23 protein-coding genes are annotated in these 19,373 nt (G+C 65.2%); 12 read left to right on the forward strand and 11 right to left on the reverse strand.

All coding sequences use genetic code 11. The annotated features are described in order from the left end of the window. Nucleotides 1–148 precede the first annotated feature (148 nt). Nucleotides 149–1,396 (reverse strand): urate hydroxylase PuuD, encoded by a 1,248-nt coding sequence (locus FQK05_RS10480; RefSeq protein ID WP_158966485.1) that lies wholly within the window; start codon nt 1,394–1,396, stop codon nt 149–151. A 100-nt stretch (nt 1,397–1,496) separates the two neighbouring features. Here FQK05_RS10480 and FQK05_RS10485 point away from each other — a divergent pair, with 100 nt between their 5' ends. Next, nucleotides 1,497–2,429 (forward strand): LysR family transcriptional regulator, encoded by a 933-nt coding sequence (locus tag FQK05_RS10485; protein ID WP_158966486.1) that lies wholly within the window; start codon nt 1,497–1,499, stop codon nt 2,427–2,429. A 12-nt stretch (nt 2,430–2,441) separates the two neighbouring features. Here FQK05_RS10485 and uraH read toward each other — a convergent pair whose 3' ends face one another. After that, on the reverse strand, nt 2,442–2,795 hold the full coding sequence (uraH, locus tag FQK05_RS10490) for a hydroxyisourate hydrolase (RefSeq protein ID WP_158966487.1): 354 nt from the start codon (nt 2,793–2,795) through the stop codon (nt 2,442–2,444). 164 nt (nt 2,796–2,959) lie between these two features. Between uraH and puuE the strand changes: the two genes are divergently transcribed. The 5 genes from puuE to FQK05_RS10515 all read left to right on the forward strand — a co-directional run bounded on the left by puuE (nt 2,960) and on the right by FQK05_RS10515 (nt 8,547). After that, nucleotides 2,960–4,372 carry an allantoinase PuuE gene (gene puuE, locus FQK05_RS10495; RefSeq protein ID WP_158966488.1) on the forward strand — a complete coding sequence of 471 codons (1,413 nt, stop codon included), beginning with the start codon at nt 2,960–2,962 and terminating at the stop codon, nt 4,370–4,372. Continuing rightward, a complete protein-coding gene (locus FQK05_RS10500; protein ID WP_158966489.1) occupies nt 4,369–4,881 on the forward strand; it encodes an ureidoglycolate lyase in 513 nt (170 codons plus the stop codon). The genes puuE and FQK05_RS10500 overlap by 4 nt, the downstream gene beginning before the upstream one ends. A 160-nt stretch (nt 4,882–5,041) precedes the next feature. Further along, complete coding sequence (locus FQK05_RS10505; protein WP_158966490.1) at nt 5,042–6,433, forward strand: DUF1800 domain-containing protein; 1,392 nt, start codon at nt 5,042–5,044, stop codon at nt 6,431–6,433. A gap of 9 nt (nt 6,434–6,442) precedes the next feature. Further along, on the forward strand, nt 6,443–7,726 hold the full coding sequence (locus FQK05_RS10510; RefSeq protein WP_158966491.1) for a DUF1501 domain-containing protein: 1,284 nt from the start codon (nt 6,443–6,445) through the stop codon (nt 7,724–7,726). An 89-nt stretch (nt 7,727–7,815) separates the two neighbouring features. After that, nucleotides 7,816–8,547 carry a GNAT family N-acetyltransferase gene (locus tag FQK05_RS10515; RefSeq protein ID WP_158966493.1) on the forward strand — a complete coding sequence of 244 codons (732 nt, stop codon included), beginning with the start codon at nt 7,816–7,818 and terminating at the stop codon, nt 8,545–8,547. A 4-nt stretch (nt 8,548–8,551) separates the two neighbouring features. Here the strand turns inward: FQK05_RS10515 and FQK05_RS26355 are convergent, their stop codons facing one another. Together FQK05_RS26355 and FQK05_RS10520 are read right to left on the reverse strand one after the other, a co-directional pair. Next, nucleotides 8,552–8,680, reverse strand: a complete 129-nt coding sequence (locus tag FQK05_RS26355; RefSeq protein ID WP_267902360.1) for a hypothetical protein — start codon at nt 8,678–8,680, stop codon at nt 8,552–8,554. Nucleotides 8,681–8,682: 2 nt separating this feature from the next. After that, nucleotides 8,683–9,411, reverse strand: coding sequence for a response regulator (locus FQK05_RS10520; RefSeq protein ID WP_158966495.1), 729 nt, complete (start codon nt 9,409–9,411; stop codon nt 8,683–8,685). 140 nt (nt 9,412–9,551) lie between these two features. On the opposite strand from FQK05_RS10520, the gene mce reads away from it, so the two are divergent. Both mce and FQK05_RS10530 read left to right on the forward strand, forming a co-directional pair. Continuing rightward, complete coding sequence (gene mce / locus FQK05_RS10525; RefSeq protein ID WP_158966497.1) at nt 9,552–9,956, forward strand: methylmalonyl-CoA epimerase; 405 nt, start codon at nt 9,552–9,554, stop codon at nt 9,954–9,956. A 5-nt stretch (nt 9,957–9,961) separates the two neighbouring features. Further along, nucleotides 9,962–10,237, forward strand: coding sequence for a DUF1467 family protein (locus FQK05_RS10530; protein ID WP_158966499.1), 276 nt, complete (start codon nt 9,962–9,964; stop codon nt 10,235–10,237). Here the strand turns inward: FQK05_RS10530 and FQK05_RS10535 are convergent. Then, a complete protein-coding gene (locus FQK05_RS10535; protein WP_158966501.1) occupies nt 10,188–10,913 on the reverse strand; it encodes an EI24 domain-containing protein in 726 nt (241 codons plus the stop codon). The two genes, FQK05_RS10530 and FQK05_RS10535, sit on opposite strands and share 50 nt — an antisense overlap. Beyond that, on the reverse strand, nt 10,910–11,488 hold the full coding sequence (locus FQK05_RS10540; RefSeq protein WP_158966502.1) for a nitroreductase family protein: 579 nt from the start codon (nt 11,486–11,488) through the stop codon (nt 10,910–10,912). The genes FQK05_RS10535 and FQK05_RS10540 overlap by 4 nt, the downstream gene beginning before the upstream one ends. A 143-nt stretch (nt 11,489–11,631) precedes the next feature. On the opposite strand from FQK05_RS10540, the gene FQK05_RS10545 reads away from it, so the two are divergent. After that, nucleotides 11,632–12,129, forward strand: coding sequence for a hypothetical protein (locus FQK05_RS10545; protein ID WP_158966504.1), 498 nt, complete (start codon nt 11,632–11,634; stop codon nt 12,127–12,129). A 22-nt stretch (nt 12,130–12,151) separates the two neighbouring features. After that, nucleotides 12,152–12,442, forward strand: a complete 291-nt coding sequence (locus FQK05_RS10550) for a DUF167 domain-containing protein (RefSeq protein WP_158966506.1) — start codon at nt 12,152–12,154, stop codon at nt 12,440–12,442. Here the strand turns inward: FQK05_RS10550 and FQK05_RS10555 are convergent. Next, nucleotides 12,415–12,654 (reverse strand): hypothetical protein, encoded by a 240-nt coding sequence (locus tag FQK05_RS10555; RefSeq protein WP_158966508.1) that lies wholly within the window; start codon nt 12,652–12,654, stop codon nt 12,415–12,417. The genes FQK05_RS10550 and FQK05_RS10555 overlap by 28 nt on opposite strands. Nucleotides 12,655–12,750: 96 nt before the next feature. On the opposite strand from FQK05_RS10555, the gene FQK05_RS10560 reads away from it, so the two are divergent. After that, a complete protein-coding gene (locus FQK05_RS10560; protein ID WP_158966510.1) occupies nt 12,751–13,464 on the forward strand; it encodes a M48 family metalloprotease in 714 nt (237 codons plus the stop codon). A 103-nt stretch (nt 13,465–13,567) separates the two neighbouring features. After that, nucleotides 13,568–13,834, forward strand: coding sequence for a DUF6455 family protein (locus FQK05_RS10565; protein WP_158966512.1), 267 nt, complete (start codon nt 13,568–13,570; stop codon nt 13,832–13,834). A gap of 93 nt (nt 13,835–13,927) precedes the next feature. Here FQK05_RS10565 and rimO read toward each other — a convergent pair whose 3' ends face one another. The 4 genes from rimO to FQK05_RS10585 all read right to left on the reverse strand — a co-directional run bounded on the left by rimO (nt 13,928) and on the right by FQK05_RS10585 (nt 19,251). Further along, nucleotides 13,928–15,319 carry a 30S ribosomal protein S12 methylthiotransferase RimO gene (gene rimO, locus FQK05_RS10570; RefSeq protein WP_158966514.1) on the reverse strand — a complete coding sequence of 464 codons (1,392 nt, stop codon included), beginning with the start codon at nt 15,317–15,319 and terminating at the stop codon, nt 13,928–13,930. 52 nt (nt 15,320–15,371) lie between these two features. Next, nucleotides 15,372–17,186 carry a capsule biosynthesis protein gene (locus FQK05_RS10575; protein ID WP_158966516.1) on the reverse strand — a complete coding sequence of 605 codons (1,815 nt, stop codon included), beginning with the start codon at nt 17,184–17,186 and terminating at the stop codon, nt 15,372–15,374. Beyond that, nucleotides 17,164–17,823 carry an ABC transporter ATP-binding protein gene (locus tag FQK05_RS10580; RefSeq protein ID WP_158966518.1) on the reverse strand — a complete coding sequence of 220 codons (660 nt, stop codon included), beginning with the start codon at nt 17,821–17,823 and terminating at the stop codon, nt 17,164–17,166. Before FQK05_RS10580 ends, FQK05_RS10575 begins: the two co-directional genes overlap by 23 nt. 180 nt (nt 17,824–18,003) lie before the next feature. Beyond that, entirely contained in the window at nt 18,004–19,251 is a 1,248-nt protein-coding gene (locus FQK05_RS10585; RefSeq protein WP_158966520.1) for a Na+/H+ antiporter NhaA, read from the reverse strand. Nucleotides 19,252–19,373 lie beyond the last annotated feature (122 nt).

The following is a 19,373-nucleotide window of genomic DNA, read 5'->3' on the forward strand; positions in this document are numbered from 1 at the left end:
AATGAAATCTTGGTATCGGCTGGGTCCGGGTCGCGCCAGATTAAACACAACCCTGCCGGGGACCCAGTGCAAAATGATGTATCATTGCAATGGTAAGCGACGGGACGTCACAGGGCGCCCCTTATTACTCAAGCGCCGCCGGGGGTGGTCAGGATTTGCCGGCGACGTACCAGTGAACGATGGCCTGCCGGTCCGACGGCTCCAGGAAGGTGAGGTTGGCCGGCGGCATCGCCGTCGTGGCTCCGGCCTGCAGGAACACCTCGCGGGCATTGGTCAGAAGGTCGTCCTCGGTTTCCAGATAGACGCCCTTGGGGGCCATCCCCATGCCCTTGTAGGTGGGATTGCGGGAATGGCACATGCTGCAGCGTTCCTTGACCATGTTGTGCACGTCCTCGAACCCCGCGGCCTCGGCCAGGCGGGTATGGGCGGGGTTGCGCGCCTCGGCCGTGGTGGGGGCGGCCTTTGGCATCCAGGCGATGCCGGTCAGGGACAGCACGACGATCACGACGAACAGGAACGCGGTTACGCCCCAGGTCCACCAGGGATAGCCCTTGCCGGCGTTGACGGTGTTGTGGAAGTGCCGGATCGACACGCCCATCAGGAACACCAGCCCCGCGATCACCCAGTTGAAGGGCGTGGCGAAGGCCATGGGATAGTGGTTCGACAGCATCATGAAGATGACCGGCAGGGTCAGATAGTTGTTGTGCGTCGACCGCAGCTTGGCGATGCGCCCGTATTCCGGGTCGGGCATGCGGCCCGCCTTCAGGTCCTTCACCACGATGGTCTGGTTCGGGATGATCACGAAGAACACGTTGGCGGTCATGATCGTGGCCGTGAAGGCGCCCAGGTGCAGGAAGGTCGCCCGGCCGGTGAAGATATGGGTATAGGCCCAGCCCAGCAGCACCAGCATGGCGAACAGGATCAGCATCAGTTCGGTCGGGTGATGCCCCAGCTTCGACTTGCACAGGGTGTCGTAGATCACCCAGCCCAGCACCAGCGACCCCGCCGATACGATGATCCCGCGCCAGGGCGCGATATCGACCCGCGACGTGTCCACCAGGAAGATGTCGGCATTGGCCCAATAGACGACCGTCAGAAGGGCGAAGCCCGACAGCCAGGTGGCGTAGCTTTCCCATTTGAACCAGACCAAGTGGTCCGGCATCCGTTCGGGGGCCACCAGGTACTTTGTGATGTGATAGAAGCCGCCGCCGTGGACCTGCCACTCCTCGCCATATGCGCCCTTGGGCATGTCCGGTGCCGACTTCAGACCCAGATCCAAAGCGATGAAGTAGAACGAGGAACCGATCCAGGCGATCGCCGTGATGACATGCAGCCAGCGCAAGGCGAAGGCCAGCCAGTCCCAGGCGATGACCGAGAAAGTGGCATAATCGATCATTTAGGGGTCTCCGATAACGGCTGCTGACGCGAGCCTATGCAAGTGCAGAATAACTGGCTATTGCTTGGGCAGGGCAATCACCCTCAAAAAACACAGAAGAATGTCTTACCTAGACAACATCCGCACCTTCGTTCGTGTCTACGAATTGGGCAGCATGTCCGCTGCCGGTCGTGATCTGCGCATTTCGCCAGCGGTCACGTCGGCCCGGATATCGCAGCTTGAGTCGTATCTGGGCGTGCGCCTGTTCCAGCGCACGACCCGAAACCTGACCGCGACCGAACAGGGGCGGGCCTTCTATCCCGGTGCCTGCGGCGTGCTGGAAGCCGTGACCGCGGCCGAGGCCGAGGTGGCCAGCCTGACCGAACGTCCCCGGGGCGACCTGTTCGTGGCGGCGCCCCTGGGCATCGGCCGTCGCCTTGTCGCGCCCGAGGTGCCGGGCTTCCTGGCCACCTATTCCGAAATCACGCTGCGCCTGCGCCTGACCGACCGCCGGGTCGACCTGCCGGGCGAAGGGCTCGATCTGGCCTTCTTTCTGGGAGAGCCCGAGGATTCCACACTGCGCATCCGCAAGATCGCCGAATGCCGCCGGGTGCTCTGTGCCTCGCCGGACTATGTTGCGGCGCGGGGGATGCCGCGCACCGGGACGGACCTGGTCAGCGACCGGCACAACTGCCTGAACCTGCGCTTTCCCGGGGCCACCGAATTCCAGTGGCGCCTGCTGACGGCCGAGGGGCCCGAACGCTTTGCGGTGTCGGGGCGGATGGAATGCGACGATGGCGATGTGCTGACCGAATGGGCGCTGGCCGGCGAAGGCGTCGTGCTGAAACCCGTGTTCGAAGTGGCCGATCACCTGGCGGCGGGCCGCCTGCTGCCGGTCGCCACCGACACCCCGCCGCTGCCGGTGCAGCTCGCGTGCCTGTTCACCCACCGGCGGCACCAGGACCCGAAGACCCGGATCTTCATGGACTACATGTCCGACCGGCTGGCGCGGTCGGTTGCGCAGGCAGAGGCGGACGCCGCCGCCGCGTTGTGAGGGCGGGCGGGCTCAGCTGCCGCGATAGGTGGAATAGCCGTAGGCCGACAGAAGCAGCGGCACGTGGTAATGGGTCGGTTCGGCCATGCCGAAGCGCAGCGGCACCACGTCCAGGAACAGCGGTTCCGCCCCGGCCTGGCCGGTGGCCCTGAGGTAGGCGCCGACCTCGAACACCAGCTCGTAGGACCCGGGCGCGAAATCCTCGGCCGGCAGGATCGGGCTTTCGGTGCGCCCGTCGTCGTTTGTCACCATCTGGGCAAGCAGGGTGCGCGTCTCGCCCTCCAGCCGGTATAGCTTCAGCGCGATGCCTTTGGCCGGCAGGCCGCGGGCGGTGTCCAGAACATGGGTCGTCAGGTAACCGGTCATCGTCGTCATCCTTGCCTGCCGCGTGACCATGCACCGGATCGCGGGGTGGTACAAATCGAAGAGTCGTGCATCTGTGTCTTGTACAAATTGAAAGATTTCCCTCGGATAGCGCAATAGATTGCGCGCGACCGCGACGCGGACAGAAGACAGAGACGAGGCCCCAGATGACACGTTATTCCCGCGACCTGACCGGCTATGGCCCGGTGACGCCCGATCCGAAATGGCCGGGCGGCGCGAAGATCGCCGTGCAGTTCGTGATCAATTACGAAGAGGGCGGCGAGAACAGCGTGCTGCACGGGGACGCGGCGTCCGAGGCCTTCCTGTCCGAGATCATCGGTGCCGAGCCCTGGCCGGGCAAGCGGCACTGGAACATGGAATCGATCTACGAATACGGGGCCCGCGCCGGGTTCTGGCGGCTGCACCGGATGCTGGGGGACCTGCCGGTGACAGTCTACGGCGTGGCCAGCGCCCTGGCGCGCAACCCCGAACAGGTCGAGGCGATGAAGGCCTCGGGCTGGGAAATCGCCAGCCATGGCCTGAAATGGATCGAATACAAAGCCATGTCGATTGAGGACGAGCGCGCGGACATGCTCGAAGCGATCCGGCTTCATGCCGAGGTGGTCGGCGAACGCCCCCGCGGCTGGTACACCGGGCGCTGTTCCGTCAACACCGTGCCCCTTGCGGCAGAGGAGGGCGGGTTCGCCTATGTCGCCGACGCGCTGGCGGACGATCTGCCCTACTGGATCAGGGTCGATGGCCGCAACCAGCTGGCCGTGCCCTACACGATGGACGCCAACGACATGCGTTTCGCCACGGCGCAGGGGTTCAATTCCGGCGACCAGTTCTTTGCCTATCTGCGCGACAGCTTTGACTGTCTTTATGCCGAAGGCGTGGCGGGCGCGCCCAAGATGATGTCGATCGGTCTGCATTGCCGCCTGGCCGGCCGCCCCGGCCGGGCCGTGGCCGTGCAGAAGTTCATCGAACATATCCGGTCGAAACCCGATGTCTGGATCGCCACGCGGCTTCAGATCGCCGAACACTGGGCCGCGAACTTCCCGCCCGAGGATTTCGCCCGCCCGTCCGAGATGGACCGGGACCAGTTCGTTGCCAGCTATGCCGGCATTTTCGAACATTCCCCCTGGATCCCGGAACGGGCCTACGGGCTGGAACTGGGCCCGGCCCACGACACCGCCATCGGATTGTGGAGCGCGCTGACCCGCGTCTTCCGCTCGGCCTCTCCGCAAGAACGGCTGGGCGTCCTGACCGCGCACCCGGACCTTGCGGGCAAGCTGGCCGCGGCCAAGCGGCTGACGGCGGAATCGACGGCCGAACAGGCGGGCGCCGGACTGGACGCGCTGACCGATGCGGAACGTGCGGAATTCGACCACCTGAACACGGCCTATACGGACAAGTTCGGCTTTCCCTTCATCATCGCCGTCCGCGACAACGACAAGGCCAGCATCCTCCAGGCCTTCCACACGCGGCTGGAACATGACCGCGACGCGGAATTCGACACGGCCTGCAAGCAGGTGGAACGGATCGCCCAGCTGCGGCTGGCCGACATGCTGCCGCGATGAGCGATGATCGCCAGATCCGGGCGCAGCCGATCACGGCAGAGGCCTTCGCCCCCTTCGGCGACCTGATCGAGGCTGCAGGCGACCCGGACAAGATCATCAACCAGGGTCTGTGCGGCCGCTTCCACGACCGCGCAACGCTGGAATTCGGGGCAGGGCGCGCGGGCATCAGCCTGTTCCGGGCCAAGGCCCGGGCGCTGCCGCTGGTGCTGGACATGGTCGAACGCCATCCGGCGGGCAGCCAGGCCTTCGTGCCGATGACGCCCGATCCGTTCCTGGTGATCGTGGCGCCTGACGTGGATGGTCGCCCCGGTACGCCGCTGGCCTTCGTCACCCGGTCGGGGCTGGCCGTGAACTATCACGCGGGCACCTGGCACGGGGTGCTGACCCCCCTGACGGCGCCGGGTCTGTTCGCCGTGGTCGACCGCATCGCCACCACGGAGGAGGCGCCTTCGGTCAACCTGGAAGAACACTGGTTCGACACGCCCTGGACGGTGCTGCCGCCGCTTTGACCGCGATCCGGCCTTGGTTTTCGGGGCTTCGGCCGGATCCCACGCATTGGACCGCCATGGCCCGGGCCCGGACTTGTCCGGGCGACGGAACCCGCCTACCTTTCCGTATAACCCGTCAGCAAGGCCGACAGGGCCGCTGTCGCGTCAGGGGAAAGTGCCGATGTTCTCAGGTGAACTTGCCGAAATCCGCTTTGGCTGCGGGCTGTCGCCCAAGGTCGCGCCGCCCGAGACTGCAGAGGTCATGCTGCAGCGGCTGGCCGGGCCAGACACCATGGCCCAGGACTTTCCGATCGAGACCTTCTCCCAGTTCCTCGTCCGATTCCACGAGCACCGCGACAGGCTGCTCGAGATCATCAGGACAAGCGGCAAAAAGCGCGGAGACCCCGAATTTGCAGAAGTGACCCGTGCCGCCAACCGCGATGCCCGTCAGCGGATCATGACGGCCTTCGGCCAGAACATGCTGCGCTGGAGCCGGACCGACCAGGGCTTCCGCGAGCGGCTGACGGTGTTCTGGGGCGACCACTTCACCGCCTATGTCAAGAACGGCCTGCTGCAATACATCTCGCACGGCTATGTCGAGGAGGTGATCCGCCCCCGCATGGCCGGCAAGTTCGAGGACCTGCTGATCGCGGTGACCCTGCACCCGGTGATGATGCGCTTCCTGGAACAGGAAACCTCGGTCGGGCCGGACAGCCCCTATGGCAAGAAGCGTGCCGACCAGAATTCCGGCCTGAACGAGAACCTCGCCCGCGAGGTACTGGAACTGCATACGCTGGGCGTGAACGCCGACTACAGCCAGGACGATGTGCGGCAGCTGGCCGAACTCTTCACCGGCATGAGCCTTGAAGACAGCGGCACCAGCTTTGTCTTCCTCGACCGGCGGGCCCAGCCGGGAACCGAGACGATCCTGGGCAAGACCTATGGCGGCGGCAAGGCCAAGGTCGAGGATATCATGGCCGCGCTGACCGACCTGGCGCGCAACCCGATGACGGCGCGCCATATCTCGGGCAAGCTGGCGGTGCATTTCGTGTCCGACACGCCCGATCCGGCGCTGGTCGATCACATGACCGCCCGTTACCTGGACACCGACGGTGACCTGATGGCGGTCTATGGCGCGATGCTGGAACACCCTGCGTCGTGGGACCCGACCCTGTCCAACGTCAAGCAGGCCATCGACTTTGTCGGCTCGTCCTGCCGGGCGCTGGCGATCGCGCCGCGGCGGATCGACAAGCTGAAACCGGCGGAGATCGATCGGATCCTGCTGCGCCCGATGCAAAGCATGGGCCAGCGCTGGCTGCGCCCCGCGGGCCCGAACGGCTGGCCGGAAGAGGATGTCGTCTGGGTCACGCCGCAAAGCCTGGCCGCCCGCTTCAGCTGGGCGATGAGTGCGCCGCAGCGGTTGCAGCCGGATCTGCCGCAGCCACCGCGCTTTGCCGAAACGACCCTGGGGTCCTTCCTGCCGCCGCGGGTCCAGTTCGCGGCCAAGGCGGCCGAACAACGGTCCGAGGCAATCGGGCTTGTCCTGTCCTCTCCCGCTTTCCAGCGCCGCTAGGAGCTCCACATGTCCCTGACCCGCCGAGCCTTTCTTGGACGTTCCGCCCTGATCGGGTGCAGCGCCGCTGCCAGTCCGCTTCTGACCCCGGTCAGCTTTGCCGCGGCCCCCTGGGACACGCGTCTGGTCGTCATTGTGCTGCGGGGCGCGATGGACGGGCTGGACGTCGTGCAGCCCTACGGCGATCCGAAGCTGACTGCCTGGCGCCCGACCTTCATCCCGGGCCCTAACGGCGGGGCGAAGGATCTGGACGGCTTCTTCTCGCTCAACAAGGCGCTGAAGCCGCTCTGGCCCCTGTGGAAATCGGGCGAACTGGGGTTCGTCCATGCCGTTTCGACCCCCTATCGCGACAAGCGCAGCCATTTCGAAGGCCAGGACCTGCTGGAGGCGGGGACGACCCATCTGCTGGATAACCGCGACGGCTGGCTGAACCGCATGCTGCAGGTCCTGCCGGGGGTCGAACCCCAGACCGCCTTTGCCATCGGCCATGGCGAGATGCGCCTCTTGGACGGGCCTGCCCCCGTTGCCAACTGGACGCCCGAGGTCGAACTGTCGCTCAGCCCGCAGGCCATGCAGTTGGCCCAGGTGATGATGGAGGACGACCCGCAATTCCACGCGGCCTTCACCGACGCGGTCATGCTGTCTGGCGGCACGCTGGAGATCGAGCCCCTGAACCAGGAAACCCCGGCCGACGCGGTTCTGGACGAGGACGGCAATCCCCTGCCGGGGGGCATGATGGCCGAACGGCAGATGATGGCGGAAGACACGCAAGCGATGGGCAGAAAGCCCAGGGTCTCGGTCTACAAGGACGTAGCGGCCTTTGCGGCGGAACAGCTGCGGGGGCCGGCGCGGGTCGCGTCGTTCTCGATCAATGGCTGGGATTCACACCAGCGGCAGGAAAAGGTCCTGACCGCGGCGCTGGGCAACCTGTCGGATGTGATCCTGACCCTGAAGTCCGATCTGGGTCCGCAGATCTGGGGCAAGACCGCCGTCGTCGCCGTGACCGAATTCGGCCGGACCGTGCGCGAGAACGGGACCGTGGGCACGGATCACGGCACCGGCGGTGCGATGCTGATGGCTGGCGGCGCGATCCGGGGCGGCAAGGTTTATGGCCGCTGGCCGGGCCTGGCCGAGGCCGACCTTTACGAAGGGCGTGACCTGATGCCCACAGGCGATGTGCGCGCGCCCATCGGCTGGATCATGCGCGGCCTGACGGGGCTGAGCCGGAGCGAGATCGAAAGCGTGGTGTTCCCCGGTCTCGACATGGGCAAGCCGATGAAGATCCTGGCCTGATTTCGCCGGCCAGGATCTGCAGTTGCCGCAACGGCGGGCTTGCATGCGACGGCTTGGCGCGGTCGCGAATCGGGCGTATTGAGCAATTCATGACTGAAGAACTGTCTCATGACGAAAAGCGCCCTGTCGGTCCAACCGTTCCCGGTTGGACGGCGGCGCCGCGTCCTTCGGGCGAGGTCCTGGAAGGCCGCTTTGCACGGCTGGAACCGCTTTCGGCCGAAAAGCACGCAGCCCTGCTGTTCCAGGCCTTCGACGGGCACGACTGGTTGTGGGATTACATGGCGAACGGGCCCTATTCCTCGGCTGCGCAGTACCATCGATGGGTGCGCGACGTGGAGCACGACCCGGCCTTCTGCTTCTACGCGATCCAGGACCTGGAAACGGGGCAGTACGGCGGCGTGGCGTCATATTTGCGGATGGATCCCGCCAATGGCGTGATCGAGGTCGGCAACATCAACTTTGCCCCCATCCTGCAGCGGACCCGCGCCGCGACCGAGACGATGGTTCTGATGATGCGCTGGGCCTTCGAGAACGGCTATCGCCGCTACGAATGGAAGTGCAATGCGCTGAACCGGCCTTCGCGGCTGGCGGCGCAGCGGCTGGGTTTCAGCTATGAAGGCGTCTTCCGGCAGCACATGGTGGTGAAGGGCCGCAACCGCGACACCGCCTGGTTCGGGATCGTCGACAGCGAGTGGCCGGCCCTGAGCGAGGCCTTTCGCGTCTGGCTGGACCCGTCGAACTTTGCCCCCGACGGATCACAGAAGGAACGGCTGAGCGACCTGACGCGCTTGGTGCGCGTGGCCTCTGACCCGTCGCTTTGACGGGCTAACGCTTTGGCAAGGCCCGATCCTGCCGGGTGCGCCGGCCGGACCGGTCGTGCCGGTCGGCGAACCTGGACTGCAGGTACAGTGCCAGGCCCAGCGCCAGGAGCGTGACGATGACGGTTTCGATCATGATCACACCGCTCGTGTGACCTTGGTCAGCCGCTCCCTGACCAGATCGGTGACCGCGGCGGCCTGGGCCGCAAAAGGTTTGCCGTCGGCCCGTACGCGGGCCAGGTCGGCCGCGGCATCGGCCAGTTTCATGTCGTTGGCACTGCGGGCCACCCCGGTCAGGAACTGCGCGACATAGTCCAGCATGTCCTCTGCCTCGGGGCTGTCCAGCACGTCGGCCATATGGGTCAGGTCGTCCTGGAAGGCGATCGGGTCCGGCGTCACCACCTCGTCGATCATGGGTCGGGGGCGGGCGCGGTCGGGTCGCATGTCTTCCGGCAGGTGGGACAGGATCTGATGCTGGAACGAGGCCAACGAGTTCACCGGTTTTGCCAGAAAGCCGTCGGCCCCCGCGGCAATCGCGGAATCCGCCAGGCTGTCATCGCCCGAAGAGGCCAGGATCGTCGCGATTCGCGGCCGGGTGGCCGACAGTTCCTTGATCAGGTCCAGGCCATTGCCGTCGGGCAGGCCGATATCGACGACGATCACCGCAGGTCGGTAGACCAGAAGGTGGCGGCGCGCGGATTTCAGGCAGTCGGCCCGTCGGATCCGGGCACCGCTGCGCAGGCACAGCAGACGGATGGCATCGCAGGCATAAAGGCTGTCTTCCACGACCAGAACCGTCAGTCCCAGCAGGGGGCGGGACGGCAGGAAGACGCCGGAGAGGCGGGGAACAGAATCCGTGTCGTGCATGGCAGCTCCTTTCGGGGGGTACACTGAAAGGCTACGGTCAACAGGACTAACGCCCGGTTAACGACGACGGCCCGCCTCTTGCGTCAGGGGGCTTGGGCGCCCATAAACCCGGGGACCCCGAAAGCCGCAAGGAGCCTGCCATGATCGGTCGCCTGAACCATGTCGCCATCGCCGTTCCGGACCTGGAGGCCGCGTCCGAACAGTATCGCTCTGCCCTGGGGGCCAAGGTCGGGGCGCCGCAGGACGAACCCGATCACGGCGTGACCGTCGTCTTCATCGAGCTTCCGAACACCAAGATTGAACTGCTGTATCCGCTGGGCGAAGGCAGCCCGATTGCCGGTTTCCTGGAAAAGAACCCGTCGGGCGGCATTCACCATGTCTGCTATGAAGTCGACGACATCATTGCGGCCCGCGATCATCTGAAGTCCACCGGTGCCCGCGTGCTGGGCAGCGGAGAACCCAAGATCGGCGCCCACGGCAAGCCGGTGCTGTTCCTGCATCCCAAGGACTTCAACGGCTGTCTTGTCGAACTGGAACAGGTGTAGGACCCATGACAATCACCGCTGCCCTGGTCCTTTGGTCGATCATCTGGTTCATGACCTTCTTCGTGATCCTGCCGATCCGGATCGAAACCCAGGGCGACAAGGGCGAAATCGTCCCGGGCACCCATGCCGGGTCGCCCGAGACGCATCACCTGAAGAAGAAGGCCTGGATCACCACCGGCATCACGGTGGTCCTGTTCGTGATTTCCTACGTGGTCATCACCTCGGGCTGGATCAGCGTGCGGGACCTGGATTGGTTCGGCCGGATGAGCCCGCCCCGGTAAGACCGTGATAGAGGTGCGTGAACGCGGCTGCTCCCAGAACGGGGATCAGCAGGTTCACCACCGGGATGGTCAGCGGAATGGCCATTACCGTGCCGGTCGCCCAGACAATGCCGATATACTTGCGGCGCAGTTTCAGCGCCGCAGGCCGGCCCACGCGGCGCATCGCGGCCAGCATGAAGTACTCCCGCCCCAGCAAGAAGCCGTTCAGCAGCCAGAAGATGACCGGCGCCAGCGGCGCGAAGACCAGATACAGGATCAGCGCCAGCAGGTTTGCCACGACGGTCACGGCCAACATGCGCAATCCGTCGCGGATCCCGTCCCACAGCGGCACCTCGGTCGCGGGGGGCAGGTGGGGATAGTGCCGTTCCTCGACCGCGTCGGCGACCTGGTCCAGGAACAGCGACGTGATGGCCGACGCGATGGGCACCATCAGCACCACCGACAGGACCATCATCAACAGGACAGAGGAGATGCTGGCAACATTGCCGATCCAGTGGACCTCTCCGATCCAGGGCAGGGTGACGGTCGGGCCCACCAGCCAGCCGATCAGGCCCGCTACCACGATTGTGGCCAGGATCAGCGCACCCAGGCTGAGGCCCACGCCCAAGAGCAGCACCCGCTGGAACCGCCTGTCGTCCATCTGGCCGATGGCGGCCAGGACCGAGTTGAAAATCATGACGCGACCCACTGAGTGATACGGTTCAGGTCCGGCCGTGGCCGGTCCGGCGGCACGGCACTTTCGGTGCCCAGGAAGATCAGGCCGGCGATCTTTTCGTCCGGTCCCAGGCCCAGCCCCTGGGTACAGAAGTCGCGGTTGTGCGAGGCCCAGCCCGACAGCCAGTTGGCGCCCCAGCCCGCGGCCAGCGCGGCGTTCAGAAGCGCCAGGCAGACGGCACCGGCGGAATAGACCTGTTCGATCTCGGGGATCTTCTCGGACGGTCGGGGCACGGTCACGACGGCCACCGCAAGATGTCCGTTGTCATAGCAATTTCGGTCCTTTGCGACCTGTTCCTCGGGCCGGCCAGCCGCGGCCGAGAGGCGCCCGGCGAGGTCGCCCAGCCGGACCAGCGCGTCGCGTTCCAGAACGATGAAACGCCAGGGTTCCAGCTTGCCGTGGTCGGGGGTGCGCGCGGCGGCGGTCAGGATGGTTTCGACCGCCTCGCGCGGGGGCACCGGGGTTGATAGCGTCTTGGCCGGACGGGACCGGCGGGACAGCAGGAAATCGAGGGCGGCTTGGTTCTTTTCAGGCATGCAGACACTTCCAATCGCGGGATCAGTGGTTATCTCTGCGCCCCGACGTCCTTGGTCAAGGGCAGAGGGGCTGGTATTCGGCCCGGGACCTGGTCGGGCAGCGCGAGGCCGGGCAGTCCGGAGAGATGCGGAAGGGATTGAAGATGGTGACGCGACTGATCGCGATCGTGGCGGTTCTGGCAGCCCTTGGATTTGGCGGCTACATCTGGTGGCAGGACCAGAACGACCGGGCGCCCACGCCGCAGGAACAGGCGGCCGCGGCCGGCGACAACCTGAAGGACGCGCTCCAGAATCTGAAAGAGGCCGCCACCGACGTGACCGCCGCGGCCCAGAAACAGGCGGCTCAGGCGATTTCCGACAGCACGGCCTCGGCCCAAGCGAATGTCGAGAACGCGGCGGCCCAGGCGGCCAATGCCGCCGCCGAAAAGCTGACCAACCTTCAGACCACGCTGGAAAGCCAGGGGATCCTGACCGAGGAAGGGATCGATTACGCCCGCGCGCGGGAGGTCGTGGAAGGCATGGACCTGACCCAGCAGGTCAAGGCCCAGACGCTGGACATCCTGCAGAAGGTGCAGAATTCGCCCACGGTCGCCAAGGCGCAGCTCGATGCGCTGATCGACCGGTTGCAGGCGCAGGACTGACGCGCCAGAAGGCCCCGATCCGATGGCGAAACCCAAGCTGCGCGATATCCCCGACCTGTCCGCCCTGGCGCAGGACGGGGCTAGGATTGCCGTGAAGGTCACGCCCAAGGCGCGCAAGGATGCGATCCGCGTCGATTCCGATATCCTGAAAATCGCCGTCACCGCCCCGCCCGAGGACGGCAAGGCCAACGATGCGGTCCGGACCGTGCTGGCCATGGCGCTGGGCGTGGCGCCGTCGCAGCTGGAACTGGTCCAGGGCCAGACCTCGCGCGGGAAGGTGTTCCTTTATCGCGGCCCGGGCAGGCCGGCATAGATTCCTTCGGGCAGGTTCAGGGCCGCTGCCAGGTCGCGCAGCTGCTGGTTCGAAAGGGTGATCTTCTGTACCCGGTCGGTGCGGGGGTCCAGTTGCTCCACCGTGACGCATTCATCGAAGGCGTTGATGGTGAGATCCTCTTGCAGCGGCGCGCTGCCTTCGTCGACCAGCGTGATGACCGTGGCATCGAAATCGTGTTCGATCGTAAACATGGGTTAAGCCTGCTGCTGCCTATGGTGAGTTTCATCGGTTCTGGAGGTACAAGCCTCGTCTGCTAATCTACGCCTGTGTCGCTACAAGGAAATGCCATGTTTCGCGTAATCCTGCTTCTGGCGTGTCTTGTCGCGGCCTGCGATGTCGCGTTGCCGCCGGGGGCGGGGCAGGGCGGTCAGCAGATTCCGGACGCAGCGCGGACCCGCGCCGATGCCGCCGCCGAGATGTTTTCCGAGGTGGTGACCCGTGTCGAACCCGTGGCCGAAAGGTTCTGCCGCGAACAGGATCACGACCTGAACTGTGATTTCCTGTTCCGGGTCGACATCACCCGCGATGCGCCAGTCAACGCCTATCAAAGCCTGGATGCCCGCGGCCGCCCCGTGATCACGGTGTCGGCGGCGATGATCCTGGACGTCCGCAACGGGGACGAGATGGCCTTCGTCATCAGCCACGAGGCCTCTCACCACATTCTGGACCATATCCGCCGCCAGCAGGAGAACGCCGCCTACGGGGCCGAGCTTCTGGGCCAGCGGGTCGCGGTCGAGGGCGGCAGCCGCGGCGATATCCGGCGGGCGCAGAAACTGGGGGCGGCCATCGGGGCGCGGGTCTTTTCCAAGGATCACGAGCTGGAGGCCGACGCGATGGGCACGATCATCACCGCAAAGGCTGGATACAACCCGCTGGTCGGCATGGAATATTTCGACAAGACGCCGGACCCTGGCGACAAGTTCCTGGGCACCCATCCACCCAATTCGGCGCGCCGCAGCGTGGTCCGATCGACGGCGCAAAGGATCGGCGTCACCGGCTGATCGCAATTTTCGACATATTGACGTGGGTCAAGGCGGGCAGGGCGGCGATCCGGGTAAAATCCGTCCATTCCTTATGACGCATTCCGCCAAGGGGAGGTCCAAGATGTCCAACCGCACCGTACTCAAGCACCACGCCGAATTGGTCGACAGAATGGCACATGCCGTCGGGGTCGATCTGGAAGAGGTCGTCTTTCGCGCCCAGCTGGACATGTCCGAGGTGACGGACGCCGTGATGGCCTGCACCGGCTGCACCGATCCCGAAGGCTGTCAGCACTGGCTGAAAGCGCATGAAGGCGCTGTGGCAGATGCGGCGCCGGGCTATTGCCGCAACCGCGACCTGTTCGCCGATCTGGCCGGCGACACGGCCTGAACGTCCCTGCCCGGGACCTGAGCCCGGGATCTGAATGAAAAACGCAGCCCAGAAGGCTGCGTTTTCGAGGAAGTGCAAGCGCGGGATGCCAGACTAGCTGATCAGGCGGCCCCACAGGTCGTAATCCCCGGCCTCTTCGACCTCGACCGTGACCATGTCGCCGGGGCGCAGGTGGTCGTAATCTTCGTCGATGAACAGCGCGCCGTCGATTTCGGGCGCGTCGGCCATTGTGCGGCAGGTCGCGGCCTCGTCATCGACGCTGTCGACGATGACCTGCATGTGCCGGCCGACCTTGGTTTCCAGCTTCGCGGCGGAAATGGCCTGGGCCTTCTCCATGAAGCGTTCCCAACGCTCGGCCTTGACCTCGTCCGGGACGTGATCCGGCAGGTCGTTCGACCGGGCCCCTTGCACATTTTCGTACTGGAAGCAGCCGACGCGATCCAGCTGCGCCTCGTCCAGCCAGTCGAGCAGGGTCTGGAACTCTGCCTCCGTCTCGCCGGGATAGCCGACGATGAAGGTCGACCGCAGCACCAGGTCCGGGCAGACCGCGCGCCAGGCGGCGATTTCGTCCAGCGTTTTGGCACCGGCCGCGGGCCGCGCCATCCGCTTCAACACGTCGGGATGGGCGTGCTGAAACGGGATGTCCAGATAGGGCAGCACGCCGTTTTCGGGATCCGCCATCAGCGGGATCAGCTCGCGCACATGGGGGTAGGGATAGACATAGTGCAGCCGCACCCAGGCGCCCAACTGGCCCAGTTCCCGGGTCAGGTCGGTGATGTGATTGCGGACCTGACGGTCCTTCCAGTCCACCGCTTCATACTTGCGGTCCAGCCCATAGGCGCTGGTATCCTGCGAGATGACCAGAAGTTCGCGCACGCCGGCATCGACCAGCTTCTCCGCCTCGCGCAGGACGGCATTCACCGGGCGCGAGACCAGGCGACCGCGCATATCAGGGATGATGCAGAACTTGCACTTGTGGTTACAGCCCTCGGAAATCTTCAGGTATGAATAATGCCGTGGCGTCAGCTTCACGCCGGTCGCGGGCAGCAGGTCGACGAACGGATCGGGCGAGGGCGGCACGGCTTTGTGGACGGCATCCAGCACCTGTTCGTACTGGTGCGGGCCGGTCACCGCCAGGATCCGGGGATGATGTTCGCGGATATAGTCGGGTTCGGCGCCTAGGCAGCCGGTGACGATGACCTTGCCGTTTTCGGTCAGCGCCTCGCCGATGGCGTCCAGCGATTCCGCCTTGGCGCTGTCGAGGAACCCGCAGGTGTTCACGATCACCGCGTCCGCTCCGGAGTAGTCGGGCGAGACGCCGTAGCCTTCGGCGCGCAGCCGGGTCAGGATCCGTTCGCTGTCGACCAGCGCCTTGGGGCAGCCCAGCGACACCATGCCGATGGACGGCTGGCCGGCGCGCCGCGTGTCGGTCAGATGCGCGGCAGGGGCGAGGTCGGGGCGAAGGTCTGGCGGGTTCTGGCTCATGCGCGCGCTATAGCGGCAGCGCGCGCTTTGGGAAAGGGGCCAGACACCCCGGTCAGGTCGTCACCTGCTCGCGCAGGATCGACGCGGTCAGCGAAATCATCAGGTAGATCCCCCCGAAGATCAGGAAGGCCAGAAGCGTGTTCTCGAACTTGCGGGGATAGCTGGGTTCCTGGCTGGGGACCGGCTTGACCGAGGTGGTCAGGTAGCGGACCTGGCGGTTCGCCTCCATCCGCGTCTGTTCGACCTGCTGCAGCGCCGATTGCATCATCATGTCCCGCGTGGCCAGATCCGCCTGGGCCATGTTGATCTTCACCGTCAGGCTGGCCAGCGAATCCTCGCCCTGGCTGGCCTGGGTCATGCGGTCGTTCAGTTCCACGATCTTGGCGCGCAGCCGGCGGATGTCGCCGCGGGCGCCGTCGATCCGGGCCTGGTTCGGGCGCGAATTGTCTTCCAGCGCGGACAGTTCAAGCTCCTTCTCCTCCAGCTGGGTCTCGAAGCTGGAGATCATGGTACGCAGGCTGGCGATCTTGCCTTCCGGGTCCAGAAGGGCGTTCTGCTGCTGCAGCCGGACCAGTGCCTCCTGGGCCTGGCGGCGTTCCTCCTGCGCGACCTCCAGTCCTTGCTTGGCGTCCTTCATCTGGTCGCCCCGCTTCTCGCGGCTCATGTCGTTCACGCGTTCCTCGGCATAGGCGATCAGCCGTTGCGAGAACACGGTCGCGGATTGGGGATCGGCGGCGGTGACTTCCATCCGCAGGACGCCTTCGGACGGGTCATAGCCGATCTTCACGTCGCGATTGTAGACGGCATAGGTTTCTTCCAGCGTCGCATCCTCGGGCAGGCGCTGTATCGGATCGATCCAGGGCTGCTGGAAATGCTGCTTGAAGCCGGCATCCGAATCCAGCCGCATCATCGCGTCCTTGGATTGCAGAAAGGACTGTACCGCGATCGAATCCTGCGTCGTGGCGAATTGCGTGCCCGCCAGAAGGCCGGTCATCTGTCCGGTGCCCGCGCCGTCGGCCTGCAGGATCATGAATTCCGACTTGGTCGAATACATGGGCGAGGCGATGTTGTAGAAATAGTAGCCGCAGATCAACGTCGGCACGCCGACAAAGAAGGCCAGCCGCGCCGCCAGAAGGCCCAGCGACCGCCGCCGGCGCCGCACGATGTCGCGCTGGATCTCGCCGATTTCCCGTTCGCGGCGGGCCGCGGGGCTCAGCTGGGTCGAGGGCAGCTGGTCGGGGCTTTCGGTCACCTTCTGGGGCAGCTGGACCTTGCGGTCCGCTTCGGATTTGCGGTGGACCACCAGGTCCAGCATGTTGGAATGCTGGAACGGATCGATCCCCTTTTCGCGCAGCATCCGCACGGCATCCAGGTCCGATGTCGGCGCGAGGTTGTGCCGCAGCGCCACGCGGCGGGCCATGCGCAGCTGCCGGCTGGTCAGGCCTTCCTGCCGGATCGCTTCTAGCGCGGCCTCGGGAGAGCCGGGCGCCGGGCGCGCGGCCGGTTTGCGGGCCGCATCCGCGGCGGCCGGCCGGTCGTCTTCAAGATCGTCATCGTCGAGGCTGAAATCATCGTCATCCTCGTTATCGTCCGGAGGGGCGGCGGCGGGTCCCTTGCCCGCCGGACCGTTGGGCTGTTCAGGGGGCTGGCCCGATGCCTGACCGGTCGGCTGTCCCGTCTTCTGGCCCGTCGTATGGCCGCTCTTCCCGTCTTCGGCCTTGGTTGCACCGGTGCCGCCAGCGGTGGACAGGGCCGCCCGCTGGGCTTCGATGGCGACTTCGGTCTCGCTCGTCTCCGGATCCCAGGCCGTGCCGGGCGTCGTCGCGCGGCGGATGCGGAACTTCCTAGCCTTGGGCTTCGTAGTCATAGAGCTCTTTCGCTTCTTCCAAGGTATCGAACATGTACAGCTGACCGTTGCGCAGCACCGCCGCCGCATTGGCGTATTTCTCCAGCGTGGCCGGCTGGTGGGACACGATCACGATGGTCGTGGTTTCCAGCCGTTCCCGCAGGATCGCACCGGCTTTGCGGTTGAAGTCCACATCGGTGGAATTGGGCATGCCTTCATCGACAAGGTAGATGTCGAAATCAAGCGCCAGCATCAACGCGAAACTGAACCGCGACTTCATCCCGGAAGAATAGGTGCCCAAGGGCTGTTCGAAATATTCGCCCAGGTTGCAAAGCCACCGGCAATAGGCTTCGACATAGTCGGGATCCATGCCGTAGAGCTTGGCGATATAGCGACAGTTCTCCTTGGCCGAGATACGGGAAACGACGCCTCCCATGAAGCCCAGCGGGAAGGACACGTTGCAGGTCTTGCGGATCTCGCCCTCGTCCGGTTTTTCAAGTCCGGCCATCATGTTGATCAGGGTGGTCTTGCCGGTGCCGTTCGGGGCCAGGATGCCAAGGTTGCGGCCGATTTCCACCCGGAAGGACACGCGGTCCAGGATCACCTTGCGCTGCGTTCCGGTCCAGAACGATTTGCTGACATTGCTGAACTCGATCATGTGCCCTTGCCGTGCGACGACCATTCTGCCCGTTAAACCACACCTTGCCCCATGCGCGGAACGACTGCCCGCCCCTTTGGGGCAGGGCAACACTATTTCAGACTGTGGAATAAATCCACAAGACTACGGCGCCGCGATCAGGTGATCGCGGCGCCGTTGCCATAGGGTAATGGTCTTGGGTCAGACCGACTGTTTTTCGACCCGGCAAAGCTTGCCCGCGATCACGCTGATGATGGCCGCACCGAAGCTGAAGAGCGCGCCCATCTTCGCCGCATCCTGGACCGCACCGCCCGGGAATGCGACCGATGCCACGAAGAGCGCCACGGTGAACCCGATGGCGGCGACGCAGCCGATCACGAACAGGTCGATGATCCTCATCCCTTCGGGAATGCCCAGGCCCATGGGGCGGGCCGCGATGTAGCCCATGATGAAGATGCCCACCGGCTTGCCGATCAGAAGACCCGCCAGAACCAGCCAGGTGACATTGCCCATCGAGCTGAATTCGACGCCCGCATTCAGCAGGCCGAAGAACAACAGCACGATCTCGACCGGGTATTTCAGCGCGTGCTCGATCTGGTTCAGCAGGTCGGTCAGGTGCTCCTCGGCCGCGCTGAACATGCCAAAGGCGCGGTCGGCATGGGGGATCGTCGGCACGATCGGCAGCAGGCCCAAGGCCGGGTGCAGGCCAGACCGCATGAAGGCGTACCAGCTGACGCAGCCGGCGACGAGGTAGGGCAGGAAGCTCAGGTTCTTGCGCACCCAGGTCGAGGCCGGGCGGTGGTCCTTGGCGCCGTCCAGCGCCCGCGGCAGCCAGTTGAACAGCACGAAGACCAGGATGGCCGCGGCCAGCGAGACCAGAAGCCATTCCGGGGCCAGCTCTCCGGACGGATAGAAGATCGCCAGGATGATCAGGCCCGCCGCGTCGTCGGCGATGGCCAGAAGCAGCAGGAACCGCACCGCCGGGTGTCCCGCGCCGAAGACCAGCCGGCCGACGAGGTAGGAAAACGCGATGTCGGTGGCCGTTGGGATCGCCCAGCCGTTCGAAACGGCCTGGTAGGTCTCCGATCCCATGACCATGGCAAGGCCCAGATAGACCAGGATCGGGCCGAACATGCCGCCGGCGGTGGCGAAGAGCGGCGTGGCGGCCTTGCGCCCGCGCAGCGAGCCGGTCTTCAGGATGACGGCTTCCCAGACTTCCTTGGCGGCGATGGCGAAGAACAGCGCCATCAGCACGTCGTTGATCAGATAGTGCAGCGTCAGCGTCCGGTGACCGTCGTGCAGGTGACCGATGGGCCCGTTTTCCCAGATCACGAATTCCACGAAGTGATGGTAACTGCTGGCGTCGATATTGGCCCAGACAAGGGCCATGCCCGCACCGATGATAAGAAGAAGGGAATAGTCGGTGAGAAAGTTCCAGACGCGATACATGGTCGGCCGGTCTCCGAATTTTTTCTTGCCGGGCAGGGGTACGGGATTTGATCCTGCGGGGCAACAGGGTCGCGAAGCGCCCGCGGCAAGGCGGGACGTATCGACGCGCCGTGAACCGTACG

It is taken from the genome of Chachezhania sediminis (assembly GCF_009765275.1).
GTDB classification, from domain to species: Bacteria; Pseudomonadota; Alphaproteobacteria; order Rhodobacterales; family Rhodobacteraceae; genus Chachezhania; species Chachezhania sediminis.